The 23,456-nt window shown below is 73.8% G+C and carries 17 protein-coding genes; 9 read left to right on the top strand and 8 right to left on the bottom strand.

The annotated features are described in order from the left end of the window. Positions 1-34: 34 nt before the first annotated feature. Positions 35-1,660 (top strand): glycoside hydrolase family 43 protein, encoded by a 1,626-nt coding sequence (locus TK50_RS13850; RefSeq protein ID WP_043963118.1) that lies wholly within the window; start codon positions 35-37, stop codon positions 1,658-1,660. Positions 1,661-1,668: 8 nt separating this feature from the next. Further along, positions 1,669-2,307: a polysaccharide deacetylase family protein gene (locus tag TK50_RS13845; RefSeq protein ID WP_043963117.1), complete on the top strand. Its 639-nt coding sequence runs from the start codon at positions 1,669-1,671 to the stop codon at positions 2,305-2,307. Between the two features lie 36 nt (positions 2,308-2,343). Here TK50_RS13845 and TK50_RS13840 read toward each other — a convergent pair whose 3' ends face one another. Further along, positions 2,344-3,339: a zinc-binding alcohol dehydrogenase family protein gene (locus TK50_RS13840; protein ID WP_241773989.1), complete on the bottom strand. Its 996-nt coding sequence runs from the start codon at positions 3,337-3,339 to the stop codon at positions 2,344-2,346. A 74-nt stretch (positions 3,340-3,413) separates the two neighbouring features. On the opposite strand from TK50_RS13840, the gene TK50_RS13835 reads away from it, so the two are divergent. Further along, positions 3,414-3,788 (top strand): winged helix-turn-helix transcriptional regulator, encoded by a 375-nt coding sequence (locus tag TK50_RS13835; protein WP_043963116.1) that lies wholly within the window; start codon positions 3,414-3,416, stop codon positions 3,786-3,788. On the opposite strand, the gene TK50_RS13830 is transcribed toward TK50_RS13835, so the two are convergent. Both TK50_RS13830 and TK50_RS32925 read right to left on the bottom strand, forming a co-directional pair. Further along, entirely contained in the window at positions 3,782-4,204 is a 423-nt protein-coding gene (locus tag TK50_RS13830) for a DUF5709 domain-containing protein (protein WP_043963115.1), read from the bottom strand. The two genes, TK50_RS13835 and TK50_RS13830, sit on opposite strands and share 7 nt — an antisense overlap. A 255-nt stretch (positions 4,205-4,459) precedes the next feature. Continuing rightward, complete coding sequence (locus tag TK50_RS32925) at positions 4,460-5,917, bottom strand: glycoside hydrolase family 62 protein (RefSeq protein ID WP_241773988.1); 1,458 nt, start codon at positions 5,915-5,917, stop codon at positions 4,460-4,462. Positions 5,918-6,521: 604 nt separating this feature from the next. Here TK50_RS32925 and TK50_RS13820 point away from each other — a divergent pair. Continuing rightward, positions 6,522-7,574 carry a S1 family peptidase gene (locus TK50_RS13820; RefSeq protein ID WP_043963113.1) on the top strand — a complete coding sequence of 351 codons (1,053 nt, stop codon included), beginning with the start codon at positions 6,522-6,524 and terminating at the stop codon, positions 7,572-7,574. Positions 7,575-8,522: 948 nt separating this feature from the next. Next, on the top strand, positions 8,523-9,827 hold the full coding sequence (locus TK50_RS34150) for a hypothetical protein (protein WP_052503753.1): 1,305 nt from the start codon (positions 8,523-8,525) through the stop codon (positions 9,825-9,827). A gap of 428 nt (positions 9,828-10,255) precedes the next feature. On the opposite strand, the gene TK50_RS13800 is transcribed toward TK50_RS34150, so the two are convergent. Beyond that, a complete protein-coding gene (locus TK50_RS13800; protein WP_043963109.1) occupies positions 10,256-11,317 on the bottom strand; it encodes an ornithine cyclodeaminase family protein in 1,062 nt (353 codons plus the stop codon). A 558-nt stretch (positions 11,318-11,875) separates the two neighbouring features. Between TK50_RS13800 and TK50_RS13795 the strand changes: the two genes are divergently transcribed. The 4 genes from TK50_RS13795 (at position 11,876) to TK50_RS13780 (ending at position 18,223) form a co-directional block, all read left to right on the top strand. After that, positions 11,876-13,279 (top strand): cellulase family glycosylhydrolase, encoded by a 1,404-nt coding sequence (locus TK50_RS13795; RefSeq protein ID WP_241774029.1) that lies wholly within the window; start codon positions 11,876-11,878, stop codon positions 13,277-13,279. A gap of 412 nt (positions 13,280-13,691) precedes the next feature. Further along, positions 13,692-15,083: a nucleotide sugar dehydrogenase gene (locus TK50_RS13790; RefSeq protein ID WP_082106300.1), complete on the top strand. Its 1,392-nt coding sequence runs from the start codon at positions 13,692-13,694 to the stop codon at positions 15,081-15,083. Between the two features lies 1 nt (position 15,084). Further along, positions 15,085-16,578 carry a glycosyltransferase family 2 protein gene (locus TK50_RS13785; RefSeq protein ID WP_082106299.1) on the top strand — a complete coding sequence of 498 codons (1,494 nt, stop codon included), beginning with the start codon at positions 15,085-15,087 and terminating at the stop codon, positions 16,576-16,578. A 112-nt stretch (positions 16,579-16,690) separates the two neighbouring features. Then, positions 16,691-18,223 (top strand): polysaccharide deacetylase family protein, encoded by a 1,533-nt coding sequence (locus tag TK50_RS13780; RefSeq protein WP_052503752.1) that lies wholly within the window; start codon positions 16,691-16,693, stop codon positions 18,221-18,223. Positions 18,224-18,298: 75 nt separating this feature from the next. Here TK50_RS13780 and TK50_RS13775 read toward each other — a convergent pair whose 3' ends face one another. Genes TK50_RS13775 through TK50_RS13760 form a run of 4 tightly spaced genes read right to left on the bottom strand, consistent with a single transcriptional unit; the run spans position 18,299 to position 23,407 of the window. Continuing rightward, positions 18,299-19,555 carry an MFS transporter gene (locus tag TK50_RS13775; RefSeq protein WP_043963107.1) on the bottom strand — a complete coding sequence of 419 codons (1,257 nt, stop codon included), beginning with the start codon at positions 19,553-19,555 and terminating at the stop codon, positions 18,299-18,301. Continuing rightward, positions 19,548-20,753: a cytochrome P450 family protein gene (locus TK50_RS13770; RefSeq protein ID WP_043963106.1), complete on the bottom strand. Its 1,206-nt coding sequence runs from the start codon at positions 20,751-20,753 to the stop codon at positions 19,548-19,550. The genes TK50_RS13775 and TK50_RS13770 overlap by 8 nt, the downstream gene beginning before the upstream one ends. A 31-nt stretch (positions 20,754-20,784) precedes the next feature. Next, a complete protein-coding gene (locus TK50_RS13765; RefSeq protein ID WP_043963103.1) occupies positions 20,785-21,444 on the bottom strand; it encodes a DUF5825 family protein in 660 nt (219 codons plus the stop codon). Continuing rightward, positions 21,425-23,407, bottom strand: coding sequence for a RiPP maturation radical SAM C-methyltransferase (locus TK50_RS13760; protein WP_043963102.1), 1,983 nt, complete (start codon positions 23,405-23,407; stop codon positions 21,425-21,427). The genes TK50_RS13765 and TK50_RS13760 overlap by 20 nt, the downstream gene beginning before the upstream one ends. Between the last annotated feature and the right edge of the window lie 49 nt (positions 23,408-23,456).

Below are 23,456 nucleotides of genomic sequence, written 5' to 3'. Positions count from 1 at the left end.
CGGAAGTTCCGAAAGCCGCACCAGAGGAGCCGACGTGTCGACCGAGACCGCTGACGTGGCGACCGCTGCCCGGTCGATCCGCAACCCCGTCCTTCCCGGGTTCCACCCGGACCCGTCGATCCTGCGGGTCGACGACGACTACTACCTGGCCACCTCCACGTTCGAGTGGTACCCGGGCGTCCGCGTGCACCACTCCCGCGACCTCGTGCACTGGCGCCCGCTCGGCGGGATCGTCACCGAGCGCCGCCTGCTCGACCTGCGCGGCTGCGGCGACTCCAACGGGGTGTGGGCACCGGACCTGACCTGGCACGACGGGCAGTTCTTCCTCGTCTACAGCGACGTGGCCAGCTTCGCCAGCGGCTACTGGGACCCGCAGAACTACCTCATCACCGCGCCCGACATCACCGGCCCCTGGTCGGATCCGGTGCAGCTGCACGGGCGCGGCTTCGACGCGTCGCTGTTCCACGACGACGACGGCAGCACCTGGATGCTGAGCATGCGCGCGGACTGGCGACCCGGGCGCGACCGCTTCGCCGGCATCGAGATCCAGCGCTACGACCGCGCCCAGCGCCGCCTCGTGGGCCGCCCCCAACTGCTGTTCACCGGCACCTCGGTCGGGCTCACCGAGGGCCCGCACATCTACCGTCACGACGGCTGGTACTGGCTGATCACCGCCGAGGGGGGCACCAGCTGGGAACACCAGGTCACCGTGGCCCGCTCCCGCGAGCTGCTGGGGCCGTACGAGGTGGACCCGGCGGGACCGCTGCTGACCTCGGTGGGCCGGCCCGACCTGCCGCTGCAGAAGGCCGGGCACGGCAGCCTGGTGCACACCCAGCACGGCGACTGGTACCTGGCGCACCTCGTCGGCCGCCCCTACACCCCGCTGGGCAACTGCGTGCTGGGGCGGGAGACCGCCATCCAGCGGGTCGACTGGCCCGCCGGTGGCTGGCCGAGCATCCCCGGCGGGGTGCCGGCGGACGAGGTGGCGGGGCCCGGCCTGCCCGCGCACCCGTGGCCCGACGAGCCCACCACCGACCACTTCGACGCCGGCGAGCTGGGCCCGTCCTGGTCGACGCTGCGCCGGCCCGCCACCGACGACTGGGTCGACCTGCGCAGCCGCCCCTCCCACCTGCGTGTCCACGGCGGACAGTCGCCGGTGGGCAAGCAGGCGCCCAGCCTGGTCGCGCGCCGCGTCGGCGCCACGCACTGCTCCCTGGAGACCGTCGTCGAGTTCGACCCGGTCGACCACTACCAGCTCGCCGGGGTGAGCGCCTACTACAACACCCTCAACTGGCACCACCTCTACCTCACCCGGGCCGACGACGGCCGACGGGTGCTGGAGCTGCTCAGCTCCGACAGCGGGCGACGCACCGCGTACCCCGAACTCACCGTCGACGCGCCCGGCACCGGCCCGGTGGGCCTGCGGGCCGAGTTCGACGGGCCCGTGGTGCGCTTCTGGTACGACCTCGGCGCGGGGTGGCGGCGGATCCCGGTGGAGCTGGACGCGACGATCCTGTCCGACGAGCACGCCGCGCTGATCATCGACGGCGAGCCGGCGGCGTGGGGTTTCACCGGGGCCCTGCTCGGGCTGTGGGTGCAGGACCTCGGCGGCGACGGCGCCCACGCGGACTTCGACCTGGCCACCTACCGGGAACACTGACGGCCCCGATGCGACCTGTCCCCGCGCCCCGCCCCGGGGTGAGCGCCGACATCGTCGACACCACCCGGGGTGGGGGGCGGGTGCTCGGCCTCACCTTCGACGACGGGCCGAACCCCGCCGACACGCCGCGTCTGCTCGACGTGCTGCGCCGGCACGGCATCACGGCCGTGTTCTGCCTGTGGGGCGAGCACGTCGACGCCCACCCCGACGTGGCGCGCCGGATCGTGGCCGACGGGCACACGCTGGGCAACCACAGCATGCGCCACGAGGACATGAGCTCCTGGTCCGCCGAGCGGATCGAGGCGGACCTGCGGGAGGCCGACGCGGCCATCCGCCGTGCCGTGCCGGGGGCGCGGATCCCGTACTTCCGCGCCCCCTACGGCGCCTGGGGCCGGACGCCCGCCGTGGCCGCCGCCATGGGCATGCGGCCACTGGGCTGGCGGTTGGCCCTCGGCGACTGGGACCCGCCGGGCACCGACGAGCTGGTCCGCCGCCTGCGCGACGGGATCACCCCGGGTGCCGTGGTGCTGCTGCACGACGGGGGCGGCGACCGCAGCCAGACCGTCGACGCGGTCGAGCGCGTCGTGCCCGTGCTGGCGGCGGAGGGCTGGCGGTTCGCCCTGCCGCGGCGGCCGGACTGGCCGTGACGCGGGCCCGACCCGTGGGCCCCGGAACCCGGCGAGTCAGAACCCGGCGAGCACGATCTTGCCGATCGTCGCGCCGCTCTCGACCGCGGCGTGCGCCCGGCGCAGGTTGGCCGCGTCGATGCCGTCGATCCGCGTGGTCATCGTGGTCCGCAGCACCCCCTGGTCCACCAGCTCGGCGACCTGCCGCAGGATGTGGTGCTGCGCGAGGCTGGTCGGGTCGTACAGGGGCCGGGTGAACATCAGCTCCCAGTGCCAGGAGATGCTCTTGGCCTTGAGGGGCAGCAGGTCCAGGCCCGGCGGCTCGTCGATGGCGACCACGGCCCCGAACGGGCGCACGATCCGGGCGAAGGTCTCGACCATCCCGGCGGAGAACGGGCTGAAGACGTGGTCGACGCCGCCGGGCAGCGCCTCGACGAGGTCCTCGTGGTGGTCGACGACCCGGTGCGCGCCCTGGTCGAGGACGAACCGCCGGGACTCGGGGCGCGACGCCGTCCCGACGACCTCGAGGTCGGTCAGGTGCCGGGCGAGCTGGACGAGGATGGAGCCCACCCCGCCGGCCGCGCCCAGGACCAGCAGGGTGCCGGTGCTGGTGGCGGTCAGCCGGAGCCGGTCGAACAGGGACTCCCACGCGGTGAGCGCCGTCAGCGGCAGGGCCGCGGCCTCGGCGAAGTCCAGCGACGCCGGCTTCGGCCCGACGATGCGCTCGTCGACCAGGTGCAGCTCGGAGTTCGTGCCGGGGCGGACCATCGAGCCCGCGTACCAGACCTCGTCGCCGGGGGCGAAGAGGGTGACGGCCGGTCCGACGCGCTCCACCACGCCGGCGGCGTCGTACCCGAGGATCTTCGGCTCGTCGCCCGCCGCGCTGCCGGCGCGGACCTTGACGTCGGCCGGGTTGACGGAGACGGCCTCGACCCGGACGAGAAGGTCGTGGTCCCCGGGGGTCGGGACGGGGAGGGTCAGGTCGAGCAGTGAGGACGGATCGGAGCTGGGCAGGTTCCTGCGGTACCCGACCGCACGCATCAGTTCAGCCATACCCGGGACGCTATTTCGCCGGCCCTAGTTACCGTCAACGGTCATTGGTATCCGAAGGGAACTACGATGGCCGGGTGCTCACCACCGCCTGCGGCCGGGCCCACGACGTCTACGACGCGTCCTGCCCGTGCCGCCACATCCTGGACCTGCTGGCCAACAAGTGGAGCGCGCTGGCGCTGGGGGCGCTGGAGGACGGGCCCCGGCGCTTCGGCGAGCTCCGCGCCCGCCTCGACGGGATCAGCCCGAAGGTGCTCACCGCCACACTGCGTCGCCTGGAGGAACACGGCCTCGTCGACCGCACGGTGTATCCGGCGGTGCCGCTGCACGTGGAATACTCCCTGACCGCCCTCGGCTGGGACGCGTGCGAGCCGTTGGCCCGGCTGCGCCGCTGGGTGGTGGAGAACATCGAGCGTTTCCCGGCCGGGGCGGGCGCGCCGGCCGGTCAGTAGTCCCGGTCGGAGACGACGTGCATCGCGGCCTCCTCGGCGGAGGCCGCCGCGCCGTCGACGCCGATGTCGGTGGCGTACAGGTCGAGGCTGTCGGAGTCGTCGCCGCCGTAGGCCGAGACCAGCCGCCCGGCCCGCCGGTCGCCCACCTCGTCGTCGATCAGCTCGCCGTCAGTGTCGCTCGCGTCGCCGAGGCCGTCGCCGGCCCAGTCGTCGCCCTCCGGCAGCTCGCGCCGGAGCCGGCCGGTGAGGCTCTCCCCCTGCTCCTGCTCGCGGGCCGTGGTGCCCCAGTCGTCGACCGCCCACGGCCGCTCCGCGGGCGACCAGCCCTCGTCGAGGACGTCGGCCACCCCCCGGTCGTCCAGGCTGTCCTCCGGCTGCAGCACCCCGGACTCGTCCGGGCCGTCGTAGTCACTCATGGTTTCCTCCCACCGGCGTGCCTGCTCCCGCGGGGCGGGCCGGGGCCCGGTGCACCGTGGGGTCCCCTGGACGGTACAACCCCCCGGCGCACACCACGGGGCCGGTGCGGAGCTCGCCCCCTCCGCACCGGCCCCACCGGCTCGGCCGGCCGGCGCGTCCGCGCCCGCCTGTGGCCGGTGCCCTGCCGGTGGTGATCCCGGTGCCGGCCGTGGGTCCGACCGGCACCGGAGCGTCGACCACGCCGACGTACGCCGTCAGCAGGTGGAGTTGGTCTGGGTGATCAGGCCCAGCCGCCAGGGCAGGCTGTTGTAGTCGCCACCGGCGTTCGGGTCCAGCCCCTGGTAGAGGAAGCGCAGGTTGCAGGGGCTGATCGGCAGGGTCTGGTCGTTGCCGCTGCGGATCAGCTCACCGTGGCTGATGTCCCGCGACCAGGCCGTGCCGCTGAAGATCACGTTGTTGTGGCGGGCGAACGGGTTGTTCTCCTCGGCGGCCAGGGCCTGCCACGGCCCGGCGATGCCGGTGGAGGTCCAGGAGCGGAACCAGCGCCGCCCGTCGCCGCCGATCGCCTCGATCAGCAGCAGGTACCGGTCGCCGACCCGGTAGACGTTGGACGCCTCGAACAGCCGGTTCTTGTTCGCGTCCTGCATCGCGATCACCGGCTGGCTCATCCCGTTGGGGAAGTTCGCCACGCTCGTCTGCGAGCGGTAGAGGTGGCCGTTGTCGTCGGAGGAGAACAGGTGGCAGTTGGCGCTGTCGCAGATGACCCACATGTCGACCCAGTAGCCGTCGCCGATGTTGTCGCGGATGATCTGCGGCATGCCGCTGTAGAAGTGCTTCGGCGCGGTCCACCCGTTCGGGTTGCTGATGTCCGGATTCGTCGAGTACGACGCGTTGCCGGTCTGGTAGACCAGGTACCACAGCCGCTGCGGCGCGAAGTAGAACACCTGCGGGGCCGCCCGGTAGCCGGTCCCGATGGGCGACTGGTCGAGGTAGTGGAACGTCGCCGAGCCCGCCTGTGACCAGTCGGTGAAGGTGAAGTACACCAGGTTGTAGCCCGACGACTGCGCCGTGCTGGCGAACACGTGGTACTTGCCGTCGTGGTAGACCACGGACGGGTCCTTGATCCCCGCGATGCCCCGTCCGTCGTTCTTCGGGCCGACCAGCGCGCCGCTGGAGGACCACCGGAAGCTGGACGGCAGCGTCTGCGTGGGCGGCGTCGTCGGCGGCGGGGTGGTGGGCGGGGGCGCGCTCGTCGGGGGCGGGGCGGTCGTGGGTGGGGGCGTGGTCGGGTTCGTGACGCCGCCCGTGCAGGCGGTGCCGTTGAGGGTGAAGCTCGTCGGGGCGGGGTTGCCGCCGGACCAGGAGCCGTTGAAGCCGAACGACACGCTGGCGTTGGTGCCGATGGTCGCGTTGTAGCCGACGTTGCGGGCCACCACCTGGGCGCCGCTCTGCGTCACCGTCGCGTTCCACGCCTGGGTCACCTGCTGCCCCGCCCCGTAGGACCAGGTCAGCGACCAGCCGTCGACCGGGTCACCGAGGTTCGTGACCGTCACGTTCGCGCCGAAGCCGCCCGTCCACTGCGACGACACGGCGTAGCTGACCGAACAGCCGGCGGCCGCCGCCCGGGCGGGCAGCACGGCGGCGGTACCGGAGGCGGCGAGCCCGGCGACGGCCAGGACCAGGCCGGCTCGGACCCTCGCAGACGTTCGCACTGGCATTCCCAATCTGTGATGGTGTGGCAGACGAGGACACGAGCCGACGGTCGCGCCCGGCCGCCCCGGGACAGGGGCGGGCGGCGCGCAGTGCGCATCGACTGAGGGGGTGCCCGGCGGCCGTTGCCGGGGCGCAGGGGCGGGCGGACCGCCAGTGGCTCCCGCGCGGACGGCGTCGGGTGGAGCGTGCCCTTCGCTCCCGTAGCGGAGGGTATCTTGTGACCGCTCACATCCACAAGGCATCGATGTGCAGCGATCTTGCCGGAAGGGTCGGCGGCGGGACACGGGCGGCGCGCAGCGCCACTTTTCGATCCCGTCCCGCCATCCGGTCACGGGGCAACTAAACAAGCCGCCCGGGGTTCCCGACCGCCGCCGGTCAACCAGCGAAAACTCGCTAAACCGGCGCTAACCATCGGAGTCGTCACTCGTCGGACTGTCGGGACCCAAGGTGTGAGATACGGCCGAGTCCGGCCAAACACCACTCTTGCAATGATTGTTAAACCTATGAATACTTCGACGCCTCCGATCGGGTGGGCCTCACCAGCCGATCGGCTGCCAGGGGCGGCCCGAAAGGCTGCCTGTGCTCAGCTCCAGGAGGTACCACATGCGACTCTCCGGGTCCCCGCTGCGCCGCGCTACCGCCGCATCGGTAGCCGGCGCGCTGGTCGTCGGCGCGCTGACCGGCGCTCCCGCCCAGGCCGCACCCGCGACGCCCGCCTCCCCAGACCAGGTCACCGCGCTCGCCGCCGCACTCGGCGACCGCTCCGGCGGGGCGTACGCCCGCCCCGACGGCACCATGGTCGTCACCGTGACCGACGACGCCGCCGCCCGGAAGGTCCGCGCGGCCGGCGCGACCCCGAAGCTCGTCACCCGTGGCGCCGACGACCTCGCCCGCGCCACCGCCGCCCTCGACAGCTCCGCGCGGATCCCCGGCACCGCATGGTGGACCGACCCGGCCACCAACCAGGTCGTCGTCTCCGTCGACAGCAGCGTCACCGGCACGAAGCTCCAGCGCGTCGAGGCCGTCGTCAGCCGCCTCGGCGGCAGCGTCCGCATCGAACGGGAAGCCGGGACGCTCAGCATCCGGGCCGCCGGCGGCGAGGCCATCTGGGCCGAGGGCGGCGGGCGCTGCTCGCTCGGCTTCAACGTCCGCAGCGGCGACACCTACTACTTCCTCACCGCCGGGCACTGCACCGACATCGCCGCCAACTGGTACGCCGACTCCGGGCAGAGCAGCCTGCTCGGCTCCGGCGGCACGGGCAGCTTCCCCGGCGACGACTACGGCATCGTCGCGCACAGCGACGCGGCGGCCGCCGACGGCAGCGTCTCCCGCTACGACGGCACCACCCAGGACATCACCGCGGCCGCCGACGCCTTCGTCGGGCAGAGCGTGCAGCGCTCCGGCAGCACCACCGGCCTGCACGACGGCACGGTCGAGGCGGTCGACGCCACGGTGAACTACGTCGAGGGCTCCGTCACCGGGCTGATCCGCACCACCGTCTGCGCCGAGCCGGGCGACAGCGGCGGCGCGCTGTTCAGCGGGAGCACCGCCCTGGGCCTCACCTCGGGCGGCAACGGCAACTGCTCCTCCGGCGGCACCACCTACTTCCAGCCGGTGACCGAGGCGCTGAGCGTCTACGGGGTCGAGATCGTCTGAGCGACGGGCGGGGCGGGGCGCCGGCTGCGCGGCGGCCCGCCCCGCCCGTCGACCCCCGCCCGTCGACCCCCGCCCGTCGACCCCCGCCCGTCGACCCCCGCCCGTCCGCCCCGCCGGGCCGCGACAGCAGCCCTCTGAACCACCCACCAGGCATTTCGGCGCACGCTTCCACCGCGCCGGGATGCCTGGTGCACGCTTTCCACCCCGCCTGTCCCCGCACCTTTCGTCGCCGTCACACGACCGGCGCCGGCCCCCATGATTCCCCGGGCCACGGGCGCGCCGGCATCGACGGGGCCCGGCAGCCGGGGCGACTTTCCGGCATTGCCGCCCCGCGATGCGCGACATGCCCGCCCACCGTGTCGAGGACCGAGGAACTGGGAATACGACGCGACAAGTCGAATCGCCCACCGCGAGAACACGGGTCTCCCGCGCCGACCGCGCGGGAGGGCACCATGCCGAGAACAGCGTCGGCGGCCCCTGCCACGGGCGCAATCCGCAGGCCACGGGACAGCAGTTCCCGTACCATCCGGACGGCCCGCCGTGGGACGCGGATCGCCTTGCGCCGCAACAGGATCCGGCACCGGCGGGGCGACGACGGCCCACCGGCCGACAGCCGGCTCGAATTCGCCGGGGTGCGCCCTTTCCGTTGAATGAGGCGGATTTCGGCGTATTGAGCGGAACGAACAATCCGCCCTCCGGGCTACCTCTATCAGTGAAGGCACCGAATCGACCTGGCCCGAACGGCGGAAATTGTCCACCGCTGATCCGGGTGTAACCTTGTTGCAATATGAGTGTGGTCAAGTCGATCACATGACGATACCCGTTCCGGGAAAAGCGATTCGGAGTGCGGGCCGGGCACTCCTTTTGACGTCCGGGCTGATTGCACTGGCCCTTCCTCTGACAGCGGCACCTGTCGACGCTCAGGGCCCGGCCGCCACCACCATCGTGATGCCCGAGTGCGCGTGGGCGTCGAAATACGGGGTCACGGGGCTGAATGCCTACTGGCCCGACAGCGCCGCCACCTACTGGTCGACCGTCTACCCCGTGACGGAGGACCTGGAGATCACCATCTCCGGGGTCTTCCCGGACGCCCGCTACGCGTCCTTCACCGTCTACGACGACAAGCCCACCTGGTTCAGTCGTAACGGCGCCAGCTCCAGCCTGCCCGACCACCTCATCGCCCCGGACCCGGGCAGCGCCAACCCGTGGCAGGGCGTGCGAAGGCCGGGCGGCCGGTTCACCATCACGCTCAGCCCGGACGTGGCCCCCGGGCAGCCCAACCGGTTGCCGCTGTCCCGGGAGGACGCCCTCCCCGGGGCAAAGGCCTCCGTGATCTACCGGGTCTACCTGCCCACCGGCGGCGACTCGACGGTGGTGCTGCCGACGGTGACCCTGACCCAGGGAGGCGTGTCGAAGACGCTGCCCACCTGCCCTCCCGCCCCTCCGCCGACCCCGACCCCCACCCCACCCCCGCCCTCTCCGCCGACCAGCCCCTCGCCCCCACCCCCGACCACCACGCCGCCCGCCACCACGCCCGCCGCCGCGCCCGCCGCCGTCCCGGCGGAGGATGTGGCGGCGACCTCCGACTCGACCGACCGGGCGGTCGGCGACGACCCCGAGGTCCCCGGCGAGGCGGATCGCCCCAGCCCTCCCCCGATCACCGGCGAGAAGCTCTTCACCCGCACCTCCGAGGTGGAGAACCTCGCGCCGAACCCGGACAACGCCTACCTCGGCACCTGGCTCCTCCCACCGGGACCGGACCACGTCGTGGTGATCCGGGGCCGGGCACCGCAGGCGGTCTCCGGGAGCCGTCCGGTCTCCTGGCCCCGCCGGCGCGCCGAGGTCCGCTACTGGTCGATGTGCACCAACCTCGGCGGCCAGTACAAGCCCGTCGTGATCAACCGGTTCGCCGACGGGTCGACGAGCTACGGCTGCCGCTACAACGACGAGACCCGGCTCGACCGGCACGGGAACTACGCCTTCGTCCTCGGCACGGAGGGGCAGCGGGCGGCCATCGAGGACGTCAGGAACACCACCTTCGTGCCCTTCTCCGTCTCGTACCCGACGGTCCCGCACATGGTCCTGCTCCGGCACCTGCTTCCGGTGGCGGACTTCCCGTACGCCGTGCAGAACGTGCCGATGAACAGCTCGGCGGAGACCGCCGCGGCGATCATGGGGGCGTACTACCCGCTGGTGACCGTCTGCTCGTTGGCCACGCTCACCACCGAGGGGCCCCACGGCTGCTCCGCCTGAGCGGCGCGGCGCACCCTCCGAGAGCGGGGCGATGATCGGGCTACGGCCCGACCGCCCGCCGCCCGGCCCGCTGGTCCCGCGGGCCGGGCGGACGGCCGGAACGGCCGGGACGAGGCGCGACCGTCGGCACAGCAGCGGCCCCCGCGACCGGGCCGGGGAGCGGGACGGTCAGGCACCTGTCCCATGAGCGGGTGAGGTTGACGGCTGGACCGATCCCGACGTCGGAGGTCGCGTGACCTGCCGCCCTGCGGCGGCCAGCCGTGCCACCCGGCCGGAACCTGCCACGGCCGGCCGACACGTCGCCGGTTCAGGCGTTCACCCCTCGGCCACATTCGGCGCGCGAGGCGGTGACAGTGCGACGCCAGACATCCGCATGCCCCTGAGGCGAGCCGGGTTGAGCGTGCCCGCCGTGACGACCCGCCTGCCGGTCAGCGCACCGACCGCGCCACGGGCACGGCCGCCGCGCCGACGGCGTACGGGTTCAGCACGTCGGTCGGCTCGTCGGAGAAGTCGACCTCCGTGCCGACCCCGAGGTGCGCGGCCCACTCGACGAAGAGGTCCAGGGCGACGTGGTCCTCGAGTGCGATGCCGGTCGAGTCGAAGATCGTCTGGCCGTACCGGGCGTCCGCCACGATGCCCGCGTCGGCGCAGATCTCGCTGAGCGAGGGGCCGAGGCGTCGCGGATCGAGAACCTGGCTCTCGCCCTCCCGTGCCGCCTGCTCCGGGTGGTCGGGACAGACGAGGGCCCGGTCCACCAACGTCCGGGGCAGCTCGACCTTGCCGACGATGTCGGAGCCGACCGCGTTGACGTGCAGGTGCTCCCGCAGTGCGGCATCCGGGAAGACGGGCCCCGCGCCGATGCCCACCGACGTCGCCGTCACCAGGATGTCGGCGGACCTCGCCACCTCGTCGGGGCTGGCCGCCGTCACCGCCAGCCCGGTGAAGCCGGCCCTGCGACCGAAGGACGCCAGGTGGGCGGGGTCGACATCCCAGGCCAGCACCGTGTCGATCGGGAAGACGAGGCTCAGGGCGTGCAGTTGGGTGACCGCCTGGGCGCCGCAGCCGATCAGCCCGACCGTCCGGCTGTCGGGGTGGGCCAGCGCCCGGCTGGCCAGCGCCGACGCGGCACCGGTGCGCAGGGCGGTGAGCGCCGCGCCGTCGGCCACCACCGTCGTACGCCCGGTCCGGTCGTCGAAGCGCGCCACGCAGGCGGTGATCGTCGGCAGGCCGTGGTCGTCGACGTTCGACGGGGTGTACGAGACGACCTTGATGGTGGTGCTGTCGTTCCGCTCCCGGTGCGGCATCCACTCGATCACCCCCGGGGCGGGTCCCTCCCGCTCGAACGCCCCCCGGGCGGGCGACAACTCGGCCACGCCCTTGTGCACCTCGACGAATTTGTCGCCGAGGCGCGAGATCAGCTCCGTCAGCAATGCGTCGACGCCGACCTCGTCCATTATTCGACCGATGTGCCGCTGGGTCAGAATGAGCATCTCGCTGGAACCCTTGTCTGTAGAGCCAGGCTTCGCCGTCGGAAACGCGTTCTGTGCGGAGACGCCAAAAGGCCGGATCGGGCCGGAACGCCACAACCCAACAGGTCAATCGAAGCCAATCACCATCCATCGGCACGCGACAACTCCGAATAGTAGTTGACCCCACACCGGACGGCAATGGCCGACGTTCCCGTCACGGCCAGGGCACCCCGTTTCACCTCGATTCACATCGTTTTCTCATCCAAGATTCACCTCATTCTCACTGCGAATCAAAAGCACACCGGAGCGAATCACCACACATCGACGCGAGCCACTTCCGCTCCCACTGGGCGGCGCCGGGGCGCCCCGCCGGCAACCCCCGCCGACAACCCACGCCGACAACCCTCGCGGGCGGCGGCACGGAGCCACCGGGAGGCCGACGCCGGACAGGAAGGGGCGAGACGCCACCCGGATCGACGAGCGCCGTTGCCACAACACTTAACTTTCTTTATAGTGCGATGACATAGATCACCTTCCCAGTCCCCGGAGGCACCCGTGCGACCTCGCGGCAGAACACTCCTGACCGCCGGCCTCGCCGCGGTCCTCGCGCTGGCCCCGCTCGCCCTGACCGGCACCGCCGGTGCGGCGGCGGCACCGACCGCGAGCTTCACCAAGGTGAACGACTGGGGCTCCGGGTGGGAGGGCAGCTACCGGATCACCAACTCCGGCAGCACCACCATCAGCTCCTGGCGGCTGGAGTTCGACCTGCCCGCCGGCACCACCGTCGGCTCGTACTGGGACGCGCTGCTGACCAGCAACGGCCAGCACCACACCTTCACCAACCGGTCCTGGAACGGCACGGTCGCCCCGGGCGCATCGGTGACCTTCGGCTTCGTCGCCAGCGGCACCGGCGCCCCGACCGGCTGCACCCTCAACGGCCAGCCCTGCGCCGGCGGCACCACCCCGACCACCGCCCCGCCGCCGACCACCACGCCACCGGCCACCGCCCCGCCCACCACCGCGCCGCCCACGACGACGCCGCCGACCGGCCTCTCGCCGGTCGCCGCCAACGGCCAGCTCCGCGTCTGCGGCCGCCAGCTCTGCAACCGCGACGGCCGGGCGATCCAGTTGCGCGGCATGAGCACGCACGGCATCCAGTGGTACGCGAACTGCGCCACCCCGGCCTCACTGGACGTGCTCGCCCGCGAGTGGAACGCCGACGTGCTGCGCATCTCGATGTACGTCCAGGAGGACGGGTACGAGACCGACCCACGCCGCTTCACCGACCTGGTGCACAACTACATCGAGCTGGCCACCGCCCGGGGCATGTACGCCATCGTCGACTGGCACATGCTCAGCCCCGGCGACCCGAACTTCAACCTGACCCGGGCGCGCACCTTCTTCGCCGAGATCGCCGACCGGCACAAGGACAAGGTCAACGTGCTCTACGAGATCGCCAACGAGCCCAACGGCGTGCCGTGGAGCGCCATCAAGAGCTACGCCGAACAGGTCGTCCCGGTCATCCGCAGCCGCGACCCGGAGGCCGTGGTGCTGGTCGGCACCCCCGACTGGTCGTCCCTCGGCGTCTCCGGCAGCGGCGGCGGGGTGGACACGATCGCAGCGAACCCGGTCACGGGCGGCAACCTCATGTACGTGTTCCACTTCTACGCCGCCTCGCACGGCGACGCGTACTACGACACCTTCGCCCGCGCCGCCGACCGGCTGCCGCTGTTCGTCACCGAGTTCGGCACCCAGGACTACTCCGGCGACGGCCCGAACGACTTCGCCATGGCCCAGCGCTACCTCGACCTGATGGCCAGCAAGAAGATCAGCTGGACGAACTGGAACTTCTCTGACGACTTCCGCTCCGGCGCGGTCTTCACCACCGGCACCTGCGGCAGCGGCCAGTTCGGCGGCACGGCCCGCCTCAAGCCGGCCGGCACCTGGATCCGCGACCGCATCCGCACCCCCGACACCTTCTAACAACCCAGCCACCCCCACCCCCACCCCACCCACCCAGCCCCCACCCCCGCCCAGCCCCGGTGATCAAGAGGAAAGTGTCATTCCCGAGATCAACTTTGACGCTTTTCTCTTGATCACCGGGCGGGGCGGGGGCGGGGCGGGGGCAACCGGGGTGGTTACTGCTAGTGATGCTTCTTACTTTGGGTGGGGCGGTGGGGGTGGTGGGGGGTGCGTGTCTGGTGGGGCTGACGGGGGTGGCGGTTTGCGTCTCCCACGGAGGCTCTGAGTTGTTGTGAACAGGGAAAACTGACCGATCGGACAGGGGGTGGTCGCAGATTTCGGTCGCCGGTCGGCTGTTCGTGGGAGCGCCTTCGGGGCGGTGGGCTCGGCACTCTTGAGTCGTTCCCGTTCACCGTGCGTAAGGGCCCCGACCATGTCGCAGCTCCTGCCCGCCGCCGACCGGCCCCTCCCGCCGGCCGTCGCCCCGGTCACCCCGCCCATCCCGGCCGCCCCGTCGTCGCCGGCCGTCGACCCGGCCGTCGCCGTCGCCGCTCCCGTCGCCCCCGGGGCCCGTACCGCCGTGGTCGGCCTCGGCTACGTCGGCCTGCCGACCAGCCTGGCCCTGGTCGGCAGCGGCGCGCGGGTGATCGGCGTCGACATCGACCCGGCCCGGCTCGACGACATCCGCGCCGACCGCGCCGACCTGCTCGACGTCGACCGCGAGCGGCTCCGCGACACGTTGCGGGCGACCGACCCGGCCCTGCGGCTCACCACGTCGATCGCCGAGATCGCCGACGCCGACACGGTGCTGATCTGCGTGCCCACGCCGGTGGACCGCCACCTCGACCCGGACCTCACCGCGCTGCGGGCCGCCTGCGCCGCGGTGGTCGCCCACGCCCGCGCCGGCCAGACCATCGTGCTCACCTCGACCAGCTACGTCGGCACCACCCGCGACCTGTTGGTCGAGCCGCTGGCCGCCCGGGGCCTGCGGGTCGGCCAGGAGGTGTGGGTGGCGTTCGCCCCGGAACGGGTAGACCCCGGCAACGACGGGCACCGCCAGGAGCTGACCCCCCGGGTCGTCGGCGGGGTCACCCCGGACTGCACCGCGCGGGCCGCCGCGGCGCTGTCCCGGATCACCCCCCGGGTGCACCGGCTCGGCTCGCCCGAGGCCGCCGAGATGACCAAGCTGCTGGAGAACACGTTCCGGGCCGTCAACATCGCCCTGGCCAACGAGTTCGCCGACGTCTGCCGGGACCTGCACCTGGACGTCACCGAGGTGATCGACGGGGCGGCCACCAAGCCGTACGGTTTCATGGCCTTCCAGCCCGGCCCGGGGGTGGGCGGGCACTGCATCCCCTGCGACCCGCACTACCTGCTGTGGCAGCTGCGCGGGCAGCGCCGCGAGGCGCCGCTGATCGAGACCGCGATGCGCGGCATCTCCGCCCGCCCACGCCGCGTCGTCGAGCGGGTCCGGGACCTGCTCGCCGGGTCCGGTCGTACGCTGCTCGGGGCCCGCGTCCTGCTGGTCGGGGTGACCTACAAGCCCGGCGTCGCGGACGTCCGCGAGTCGCCGGCGCTGGAGATCATCGGCGAGCTGGTCCGGGCCGGCGCGGACGTCGGCTTCGTCGACGACCTCGTCGCGTCGGTGCGCACCCCCGACGGCGCGGCCCTGCAGCGGCTGACCGACCACACCGAGCGGGAGTGGGACCTGGTGGTCGTGCACACCGCCCAGTCCGACCTGGACGAGGCGTGGCTGCGCGGCCAGCCGATGGTGCTCGACGCCACCTACCGGATGACCGGGCTGCCGCGCCGCGAGGTCGTCTGACATGCCGGTGCCCCACGAGGTCCGGCGCGGGTCGGCGCAGACGCCGGTGCGCCACGAGGTCCGGCGCGAGGCGGCCGAGTTGCCGGTGCCCCACCAGGTCCGGCACGAGGCGGCCGAGGCGCCGGTGCTCCACCCGGTGCGGCGCGGCGTGCGACGGCTGCTCGCCGCGCTCTGCCTGCTCCCGCTGATCGCCCTGCTGGCCCGGCAGCTGCCCCAGTTGCCGTACGCGCCGCTGGCGGCGTACTACGGCTTCGCCGTGCTCACCGCCACCGTCGCCGTGTTCTACCTGGCCTACGCCCGCTACGAGGACCCCAGCGAGGCCCCGCCGCACCCCCGGCACGCGGCCACGTTCCCGCCGCTGCCCCCGGCCCCCCGGGTCAGCCTGCTGGTGGCGGTCAAGGACGAGGTCGACGGGATCGAGGCGTGCGTACGGTCGATGACCGGCAGCGACCACCGGCCGTTGCAGGTGATCGTGGTCGACGACGGCTCCACCGACGGCACCGCCGAGGTGCTGGACCGGCTCGCCGCCGAACTCCCCGTCACCGTGCTGCACCTGCCCCGCAACGTCGGCAAGAAGCGGGCGCTGGTGCACGGCGCCCGGCACGCCACCGGCGACGTGCTCGCCTTCACCGACTCCGACTGCGTCCTGGCCCCGGACGCGCTGCGCCGCTGCGTCGAGGCCCTGCTGCGCCAGCCGGACCTGGGCGCGGTCAGCGGGCACGCCCGCGCGCTCAACCCCGACGAGTCGCTGCTCACCCGGGTGCAGGACGTCTGGTACGAGGGCCAGTTCCGGGTGGCCAAGGCCGCCGAGGCGTCGTTCGGGGCGGTGACCTGCGTCTCCGGCCCGCTGGCGGTGTTCCGGCGGGAGGCCGTGATCAACTACCTGCCGGCCTGGGCGGCGGACCGGTTCCTCGGCGGCGAGTTCCGCTTCGCCACCGACCGGCAGCTCACCGGCTACGTCCTCGGGCAGCGCTGGATCGGCGTACGCCTCAAGCGGCGCTTCGCCGACTCGCCGTTCGTCCGCGACGAGGACCACCCGCCCCGGGCCTGGCGGGTCGGGTACGTCCGCTCCGCGCGGGTCTGGACGACGGTGCCGGCGCGACCGCGCCCGTTCCTGCGCCAGCAGACCCGCTGGAAGAAGAGCTACGTGCGCAACCTCTTCTTCACCGGCACGTTCATGTGGCGGCGCGGGCCCGGCCCGGCGGCGCTCTACTACGGGCACGCGCTGTGGGTCGCGGTCGCCCCGGTGATGGCCTTCGCCCACCTGGTGTGGGCCCCGCTGCGCGGCTGGTGGGCGGTGCCGCTGCTCTACCTGTGCGGGGTGCTGCTCAAGGGCACCTTCTGGGGGCTGGCCTACCGGCTGGACAACCCGGGCGACCCGCGCTGGGCGTACCGGCCGCTGATGAGCGTGCTCTCCGCCACGGTGCTGTCCTGGCTGCTGCCCTACTCGGTGGGCACGATCCGGCGCGGCGTCTGGTCGCGGAGCGCGGTGTGAACGCGGGCCGGCGGCTGCTCGCCAGGCTGGCCCGGGTGGCGCTCACCCTCGCCGGTGCCGCGGCGCTGGTGGCGCTCTACGTCGTGGTGTTCACCCGTGGGGAGGTGCTGCGGTGACGCGCTGGTGGCCGCGCCCGCTGGGGGCGCTGCTCTCGCTGGTCACCCTGCTGGTGGTGGCGACGCCGTTCGGGGTCTCCTGGTACCTGGCCGACCTGCGGCGGCACGTCGGCGCGCAGCGGGACACCGCCGTGACCCGGCTCGACCCGGCCGACCTGCGCCGGTTCACGGAGCTGGCCGGTCGGCTGCCGCAGCGGGCCGCGCCGGTGGTGGTGGCCTACCACGACATCCGGCCGCACGGCGACGACCCGGCCGCGACCGAGCCGGGCGGCCGGGAGCACTACGTGGTCAGCCCGGAGGAGTTCGACGCGCAGCTCACCGCCCTGCAGGCGGCCGGCTACCGGTCGATCTCCTCGGCGCAGTACGTCGACTACCTGCGCGGCGGCGCGGTGCCGGAACGCTCGGTCTACCTGACCTTCGACGACGGCACCCGGGGCCTGTGGGCGTACGCCGACCGGATCCTCGCCCGGCACGACATGGTGGCCGCCTCCTACCTGATCACCGGGCAGGTGGGCGAGCACCGGCCGTACTACCTGAGCTGGGCGGAGATCGCCCGGATGGCCCGTTCCGGCCGGTGGGACTTCCAGGCGCACACCCACGACCTGCACACCCGGGTGCAGACCGGGCCGGGTCGACTGGGCTCGCCGCTGACCCACCGGCGGTGGGACCCGGCCGCGGAGGCGCAGGAGAGCCTGGCCGCCTACCGGCAGCGGCTCACCGCCGACCTCGACGCGATGTTCGCCGCGTTCGCCGCCCACGACCTGCCCCGGCCGCAGTTGTTCGCGTACCCGTTCTCCGAGGTCGGCGACGCCGTGACCGACCCGGCGGCGGCCGATTTCAGCCGCGAGCTGGTCGCCGGGCGGTTCGCCGGCGCGCTGACCAACAAGTCGCGGGGGCCCGAGCCGAGCAGCCGCCGGTCCGCGGCCGGCGGCCAGGTCGAGCGGGCCGAGGTGTACGCCACGACGAGCGCCGCCGAGCTGGTCAGCGCGGTGGTCGAGCGGACGGCCGTGCCCGCGCGGGTGAGCGCCCCGTTCACGAACCCCTGGGACTGGCGCGACCAGCAGGGCGAGCCGATGACGGACCTGTCGTCGTTGACCGCCGGCCGGTTCACCGCCGCCAGCCCGCGCCGCGCCTACGGCACGCTGCTCGCCTACGCCAGCGCGGACTGGACCGACTACACCGCCGACGCGGCGCTGCGCGGCCTGCGGGCCGACGGCGGCACCGTCACCCTGACGGTCCGGGTGGACAGCGACGACCCGGTCTCGGTGCGCGTCGGGCACGGCCGGGTGGCGCTGCTGCGCGGCGACCGGGTGGTCGCCGAGGCGGCCCTGGACCCGGCCGCCACCCACCGGGTGGCGGTGACGGTGCGCGACGGCGAGACCGTCGCCCGGGTCGACGGCGGCCCCGCCCTGCGGGTGGCGACGCCGGCCGGGCCGCGGTCCACGGGTGGGCTCGCCGTGGCGATCGACGACGACGCGGGTGTCGCCCACCCGTCGGTCGCCGCCCTCGACGTGCGCGCCGCGGGCTGACGGCCGCGACGGCCGGGCCGGGCAACCGCCCCGGCCCGGCCCCGTCGCGGGGACCGGGCCGGGCGCGGGGACGCCTCAGCCGTCGCGCAGCACCCGGCGGGACAGGCCGAAGCCGAAGGCGGCCCCCAACGTCGCGGCCGTGGCCAGGAACAGCACCGGGCTGCCGTACGCGTCCACGACCAGCCCCGCTGCCGCGCCGGAGAGCGGGAACAGCCCCAGCGCGGCGAGGAGGATGGCGCTCATCACCCGGCCGAGCAGGTGGGGGGCGGTGTGCTGCTGGACGACGGTGATCACCAGGACGTTGGTCACGGTGCTGGCGACCCCGGCCACGGCCAGCGCGACGAGGGCACCGGCATACCCGGTGAACGGCACGAGGGCCACCGCCCCGGCCAGCACCAGGCCGGCGAGCATGGCCGTGGCGCCGCGCCGGCGGATCCCGGTCAGCCCGGCGGTGAAGAACCCGCCGGCCAGCGAGCCGCCGGTGAACGCGGCCAGCAGGCCGCCGAAGCCCTCGGCCCCGGCGGACAGGTCGGCGCTGGCCAGCGAGGGCAGGCCCACCCGGACCATCCCGCCGACGGTCAGGTTGGCCGCGGCGGTCACCACCAGCACGGTACGCAGCAGCGGCGACCCGCGCAGCAGCTGCCAGAACGTCAGCCGGGGCGGCGACGCCGCGCCACCGGCGGGCGGGGCGGCGGCCGGCGCGGCCCGCCGGTGGTGCGCCCCGATGACGGCGAGGCAGGCCGCCGACACCGCGAAGGTCAGCGCGTCGACGCCGAACGCGACGCCCGGCGAGAGCAGCACGACGACGAGCCCGGCCACCCCGGGCCCGACCAGCCCGGCGGCGAAGCCGGCGGTGCTGTGCAGCGCGTTGCCGGCCTGCAACTGCTCGGCCGGCAGCAACCGGGGCGTGATGGCGTAGGCGGCCGGCTGGAACAGGCCGGCCCCCAGGCCGGCGACGGCGACCAGCACCCCGATCAGGACGAGGCCCGGGTCACCGGCGACGGCGGCCACCGCGATCGGGGCCGTGGCCGCCAGCCGGAGCAGGTCGGAGACCAGCATCACCTGCCAGGGGCCGACCCGGTCGGCGAGGATCCCGCCCAGCGGGGTGGTCGCGAGCCGGCACAGGCCGTAGCCGGCGACCAGCAGCCCGAGTTCACGGGCACCCCCGCCGACCTGGTAGACGAGGAAGGGCAGCGCGACGGCGTGGAAGGCGTCGCCGAAGACCGACACCGACTCGGCGACGAAGAGCAGCCGGTAGTCGCGGGACCGCAGCGGCGCCAGGCTCAGCCGCGGCCGGCGGCGGGGGGTCCGGGTGGCGGTGGTGTCAGCCACGGGGCGCCACCGGCAGCGACTCCAGCCCCCGCAGCATGATCGTGTTGCGCCAGCGCAGGTCCGTCTCCGTGCCGGCCAGGGCCAGCGCAGGGAAGTGGTCCAGCAGCCCGGCCAGCGCCACCTCGCCCTCCAGCTTGCCGAGGAACGCGCCGAGGCAGCGGTGCGTCCCGTGGCCGAAGGCGAGGTGCCCGGCGTCGCCCCGGTCGAGCAGCAGCCGGTCGGCGTCGGGGAACCGGTCGGGGTCGCGGTTCGCCCCGCCGAGGGACACCAGCACCAGCTCCCCGGCGGGGATCTCGACCCCGTCGACGTCCACCGGCGCGGTGGTGAACCGCAGGGTCGCCATGCTCACCGGCGACTCGTACCGGAGGAACTCGTCGACCGCCGCGGGCAGCGCGGCCCGGTTGCGCCGCAGCCAGGCGTGCTGGTCGGGGTGGCGCAGCAGCGCCAGGGTGGCCGTGCCGAGCAGGTTGACGGTCGTCTCGTGGCCCCCGATGAGCAGCAGGAACACCATGCCCACGATCTCGTCGTCGGTGAGCTGCCCCTGGTCGCGGGCGGCGAGCAGGAGGGTCAGCAGGTCGTCGCGCGGGTCGGTGCGCCGCCGCCGCAGCACGACGGCGATGTGCTCGGTCAGCTCCCGCAGCGCCCGGCCGAACGCCGCCGGGTCGTCGCCGTGGGTCAGGATCGCCGTCGACCAGCTCCGGTAGGCGGCCCGTTCCTCGGGCGGGAAGCCGATCAGCTCGCAGATGACCAGCATGGGCAGCGGGAACGCGAAGTCCGCCACCAGGTCGACGGTGTCGCGGTCGGCCAGTTCGTCGAGCAGGGCGGTGGTGATCCGCTGCACCAGCGGACGCATGGCCGCCACCCGGCGGGCGGTGAAGAACCCGTGGATCAGCCGGCGCAGCCGGGTGTGGTCGGGCGGGTCGCTGTTGAGCATGTGGACCATGTCGCCGCCGAGCGTCACCCCCGCCACCCGGCGGTCGGCCAGTTCCTGCGCCCGCCGGGCGTCCTGGCCGAACCTCGGGTCGGCCAGCGCCGCGCGCACGTCGCGGTAGCGGGCGACGACCCACATGGGCAGCCCCTCGTCGCTGTGCAGGATCGACACCGGGCCGTTGGCCCGGATCCGGGCCAGCGTCGGGTACGGGTCGACGACGAACGGGGCCTGTCGTGGCGGCGTCGGCCCGTCCTCGGCGGCGGTCATGGGTCTCCTCTTCGGTGGCGCTCGGGCGGTGCTAGACGATCAGGGCGGGGAAGGGCCAGCGGTGGGCGCGGGTCGGCAGCCACCACAGGTGGCCGGCCTGCTCGGCGACCAGGTGCGCTCCGACGAGGTCCCGGCGCACGTCGGCCGGCACCGCCGTCGCCGCGACGCCCTCGGCCAGCGTCGCGATCGCCGCCAGGTGGCCCGGCTCGTCGATCGTCACCACCTCCAGGGCGCCGGAGCGCCGGTCGCGGACCTCCACGAAGCCGGGGCCGCGCCGGTAGACGCAGCGGCCGAGGAAGAACGCCGCCCGCCAGCGGGCCGCGACCGTGCCGGTGGCGTCCCCGTCGAGGCGGGACGGTGGGCACAGGTGGGTGAACAGGTCGCCGCCGTGACAGCCGTCCCGGCAGCGCGCCGTCCAGTCCACCGCGATCCCCCGGGCGGTCAGCTCCCGGATCAGCAGGAGGGACCGCGCCGCGCGGGCGTCGGCGTCGGCGCACAGGTCCACCGGGTGGGCCAGCCGCGCGTGCCGCGCGCCGGCGGCGTACCAGCCGGCCACCGTCCCCCCGCACGGCCCGGCCAGCCGGTGCGTGCCGAGCGCCATCCCGGGCAGCCGCGCGGCGGCCGGGTCGTAGTCGCGGGACAGCTCGACCTCGACCACGGTCGCGCCGAAGTCAACCTGCGGCGACGACATGGCGGTCCTGTCCGGCGCGCGCGGCGGCGTCCGCGGCGGCCCGCTGGTGGTCGACCCGGGCCAGCACCTGGTTGTGCGACTCGACGGCGGTGTGCACCCAGCAGCCTCCCTCGTGGAACACGATGCCCAGCTCCGACCACCGGTCGAGCAGCGGCCGGACCGTCGCCGCCCCGCCGGGGACGCGGGCCGCCAGGGTGGCGTCCGTGCGGGGCTGCGCCAGCAGCCGGAACAGCGCCACCTCGGCCGGTGTGGCCAGCTCGCGCACCGACCAGTCGTACGCGGCGCGGCGGCTGACCAGCACGACCCGGTCGTCGATCTCCTGGTAGGTGAGCCGGCTGACCGGGTACTCGGTCCGCCACCGGTCGATCGCCGCGTCCAGGGCCGCCGCCTCGGCCCGGCCGATGCCCCGGGCCACGGTGGTGAAGATGTACGCCAGGTCGGCCAGCTCGGCAGCGGGCAGGTCGTAGATCTCCCGGTACTGCGGGGCGGGCTCCAGCACCGGGAAGCCCAGCTCCGGCTGGTTGAAGTAGGGGCTGAACCGCTCGATGGCGATGCGCGCCGCGCCCATCGGCGGGTCGAGGTGGTGCAGCGCCGGCAGCTGTGCGACGACGTCGGTGTAGTCCTCGGCGGTCTCGCCGGGGAAGCCGTAGAGGTAGTTCCAGCTCGTCGTCACCCCGGCGCTCTGGGCCTCGCGCAGCGCGCGGACGTTCTGGCAGCCGGTCACGCCCTTGTCCATCAGCCGCAGTACGTGGGTGCTGAGGTTCTCCACCCCGGGCTGGACCTGCACCGCCCCGGCCTCGGCGAGCCGTTGGAAGTGCTGCCGGCGCAGGTTGGCCTTGACCTCGAAGTGCAGGCGGACGTCGTAGTCGGATTCGGCCAGCCGCAGCAGCACCGAGTCGAAGTACGCCATGTCCAGGATGTTGTCGACCACGATGAAGTCGAGCAGCTGGTGCCGGCGGGCCAGGTCCAGCACCTCGTCGAGGAAGCGCCCCGGGCTCTTGCTGCGGAACTGCATCGACGAGCCGTTGAGGCCGCAGAAGGTGCAGTGGTGCTTCTCGCCCCACCAGCAGCCCCGGGAGCCCTCGACGACGAGCTTCGGGGCCACCCACTCGGCCGCCGCCGAGGCGTCGAGGCGTTCGACGAAGCCCGTGTAGTCGGGGGCGACGATCCGGCCCGGCGGCAGCGGTCGCGCCGACATGGGGTTGGCCCGCGCGACGCCCGTGGGGTCCCGCCAGCACAGCCCGGGGACGTCCGCGAGACCGCCGGCAGGGCCACCGCCGGGACGCGGGTCGCCGCCACCGGGACGCGGGTCGCCGCCACCGGGACGCGGGTCGCCGCCGCCGGTGACCGGTGCGGCGTCGAGCGCGTCGAGCAGCGCGGGGAAGGCCGCCTCCCCCTCGCCGCGCACGACGAAGTCGAGGAACGGGAAGTTGCGGTGCAGCGCCGCGCCCTGCGCCCCGTCGCAGTTGGCCCCGCCGAGGACGGTCCGCACGGCGGGCCTGCGCTGCTTGAGCAGCCGGGCGGCGGCCAGGCTGGCGGTGTTCTGCTGGAAGGTGCTGGTGAACCCGACGACGTCGGGCGCGGCGGCGTCCAGCTCGGCGACCAGGGTCGCCACGAACTCCGGCACCAGCTCGTGCAGCGCGGCGGTCATGGCGACCTCGGCCCGGCTCGCCCCCGCGTCGGCCAGCAGCCGGTGCAACGGCCCGAAGTCGCGCCGCCGCCCGTAGAGGGCACCGGCGAACACCCAGTCCCCGGCGCCCTGGAAGTAGGAGGTCTCGGAGAAGTACTGGTAGTCGGCCAGGCCGAAGGTGAGCCGGTCCACCGCCCAGTCGACGAAGTCGAGGTTCGCGTGGCGGACCCGCACGTCGTGGCCGGCGGCGCCGGCGGCGGTACGCAGGATGCCCAGGGCGAGCGACGGGACGTCGAGCGATCCCCACGGCATGTGCACCAGGACGACCTTCATCGCCGGTCTCCTCTCGGGCGGGCTGGGCATCGTTCCGGGGCCTCGCGGC

It is taken from the genome of Micromonospora haikouensis (assembly GCF_000876225.1).
GTDB classification, from domain to species: Bacteria; Actinomycetota; Actinomycetes; order Mycobacteriales; family Micromonosporaceae; genus Micromonospora; species Micromonospora haikouensis.
Note: the sequence above shows the minus strand (reverse complement) of the source record. Positions and strands in the feature narration are given on the sequence as shown.

Coding starts and splice junctions, on each gene's coding strand:
- TK50_RS13845 (WP_043963117.1), top strand. CDS start 1,669: ATGCGACCTGTCCCCGCGCCCCGCCCCGGGGTGAGCGCCGACATCGTC.
- TK50_RS13840 (WP_241773989.1), bottom strand. CDS start 3,339: ATGGCTGAACTGATGCGTGCGGTCGGGTACCGCAGGAACCTGCCCAGC.
- TK50_RS13830 (WP_043963115.1), bottom strand. CDS start 4,204: ATGAGTGACTACGACGGCCCGGACGAGTCCGGGGTGCTGCAGCCGGAG.
- TK50_RS13820 (WP_043963113.1), top strand. CDS start 6,522: ATGCGACTCTCCGGGTCCCCGCTGCGCCGCGCTACCGCCGCATCGGTA.
- TK50_RS34150 (WP_052503753.1), top strand. CDS start 8,523: ATGCCCGAGTGCGCGTGGGCGTCGAAATACGGGGTCACGGGGCTGAAT.
- TK50_RS13800 (WP_043963109.1), bottom strand. CDS start 11,317: ATGCTCATTCTGACCCAGCGGCACATCGGTCGAATAATGGACGAGGTC.
- TK50_RS13790 (WP_082106300.1), top strand. CDS start 13,692: ATGTCGCAGCTCCTGCCCGCCGCCGACCGGCCCCTCCCGCCGGCCGTC.
- TK50_RS13785 (WP_082106299.1), top strand. CDS start 15,085: ATGCCGGTGCCCCACGAGGTCCGGCGCGGGTCGGCGCAGACGCCGGTG.
- TK50_RS13770 (WP_043963106.1), bottom strand. CDS start 20,753: ATGACCGCCGCCGAGGACGGGCCGACGCCGCCACGACAGGCCCCGTTC.
- TK50_RS13765 (WP_043963103.1), bottom strand. CDS start 21,444: ATGTCGTCGCCGCAGGTTGACTTCGGCGCGACCGTGGTCGAGGTCGAG.
- TK50_RS13760 (WP_043963102.1), bottom strand. CDS start 23,407: ATGAAGGTCGTCCTGGTGCACATGCCGTGGGGATCGCTCGACGTCCCG.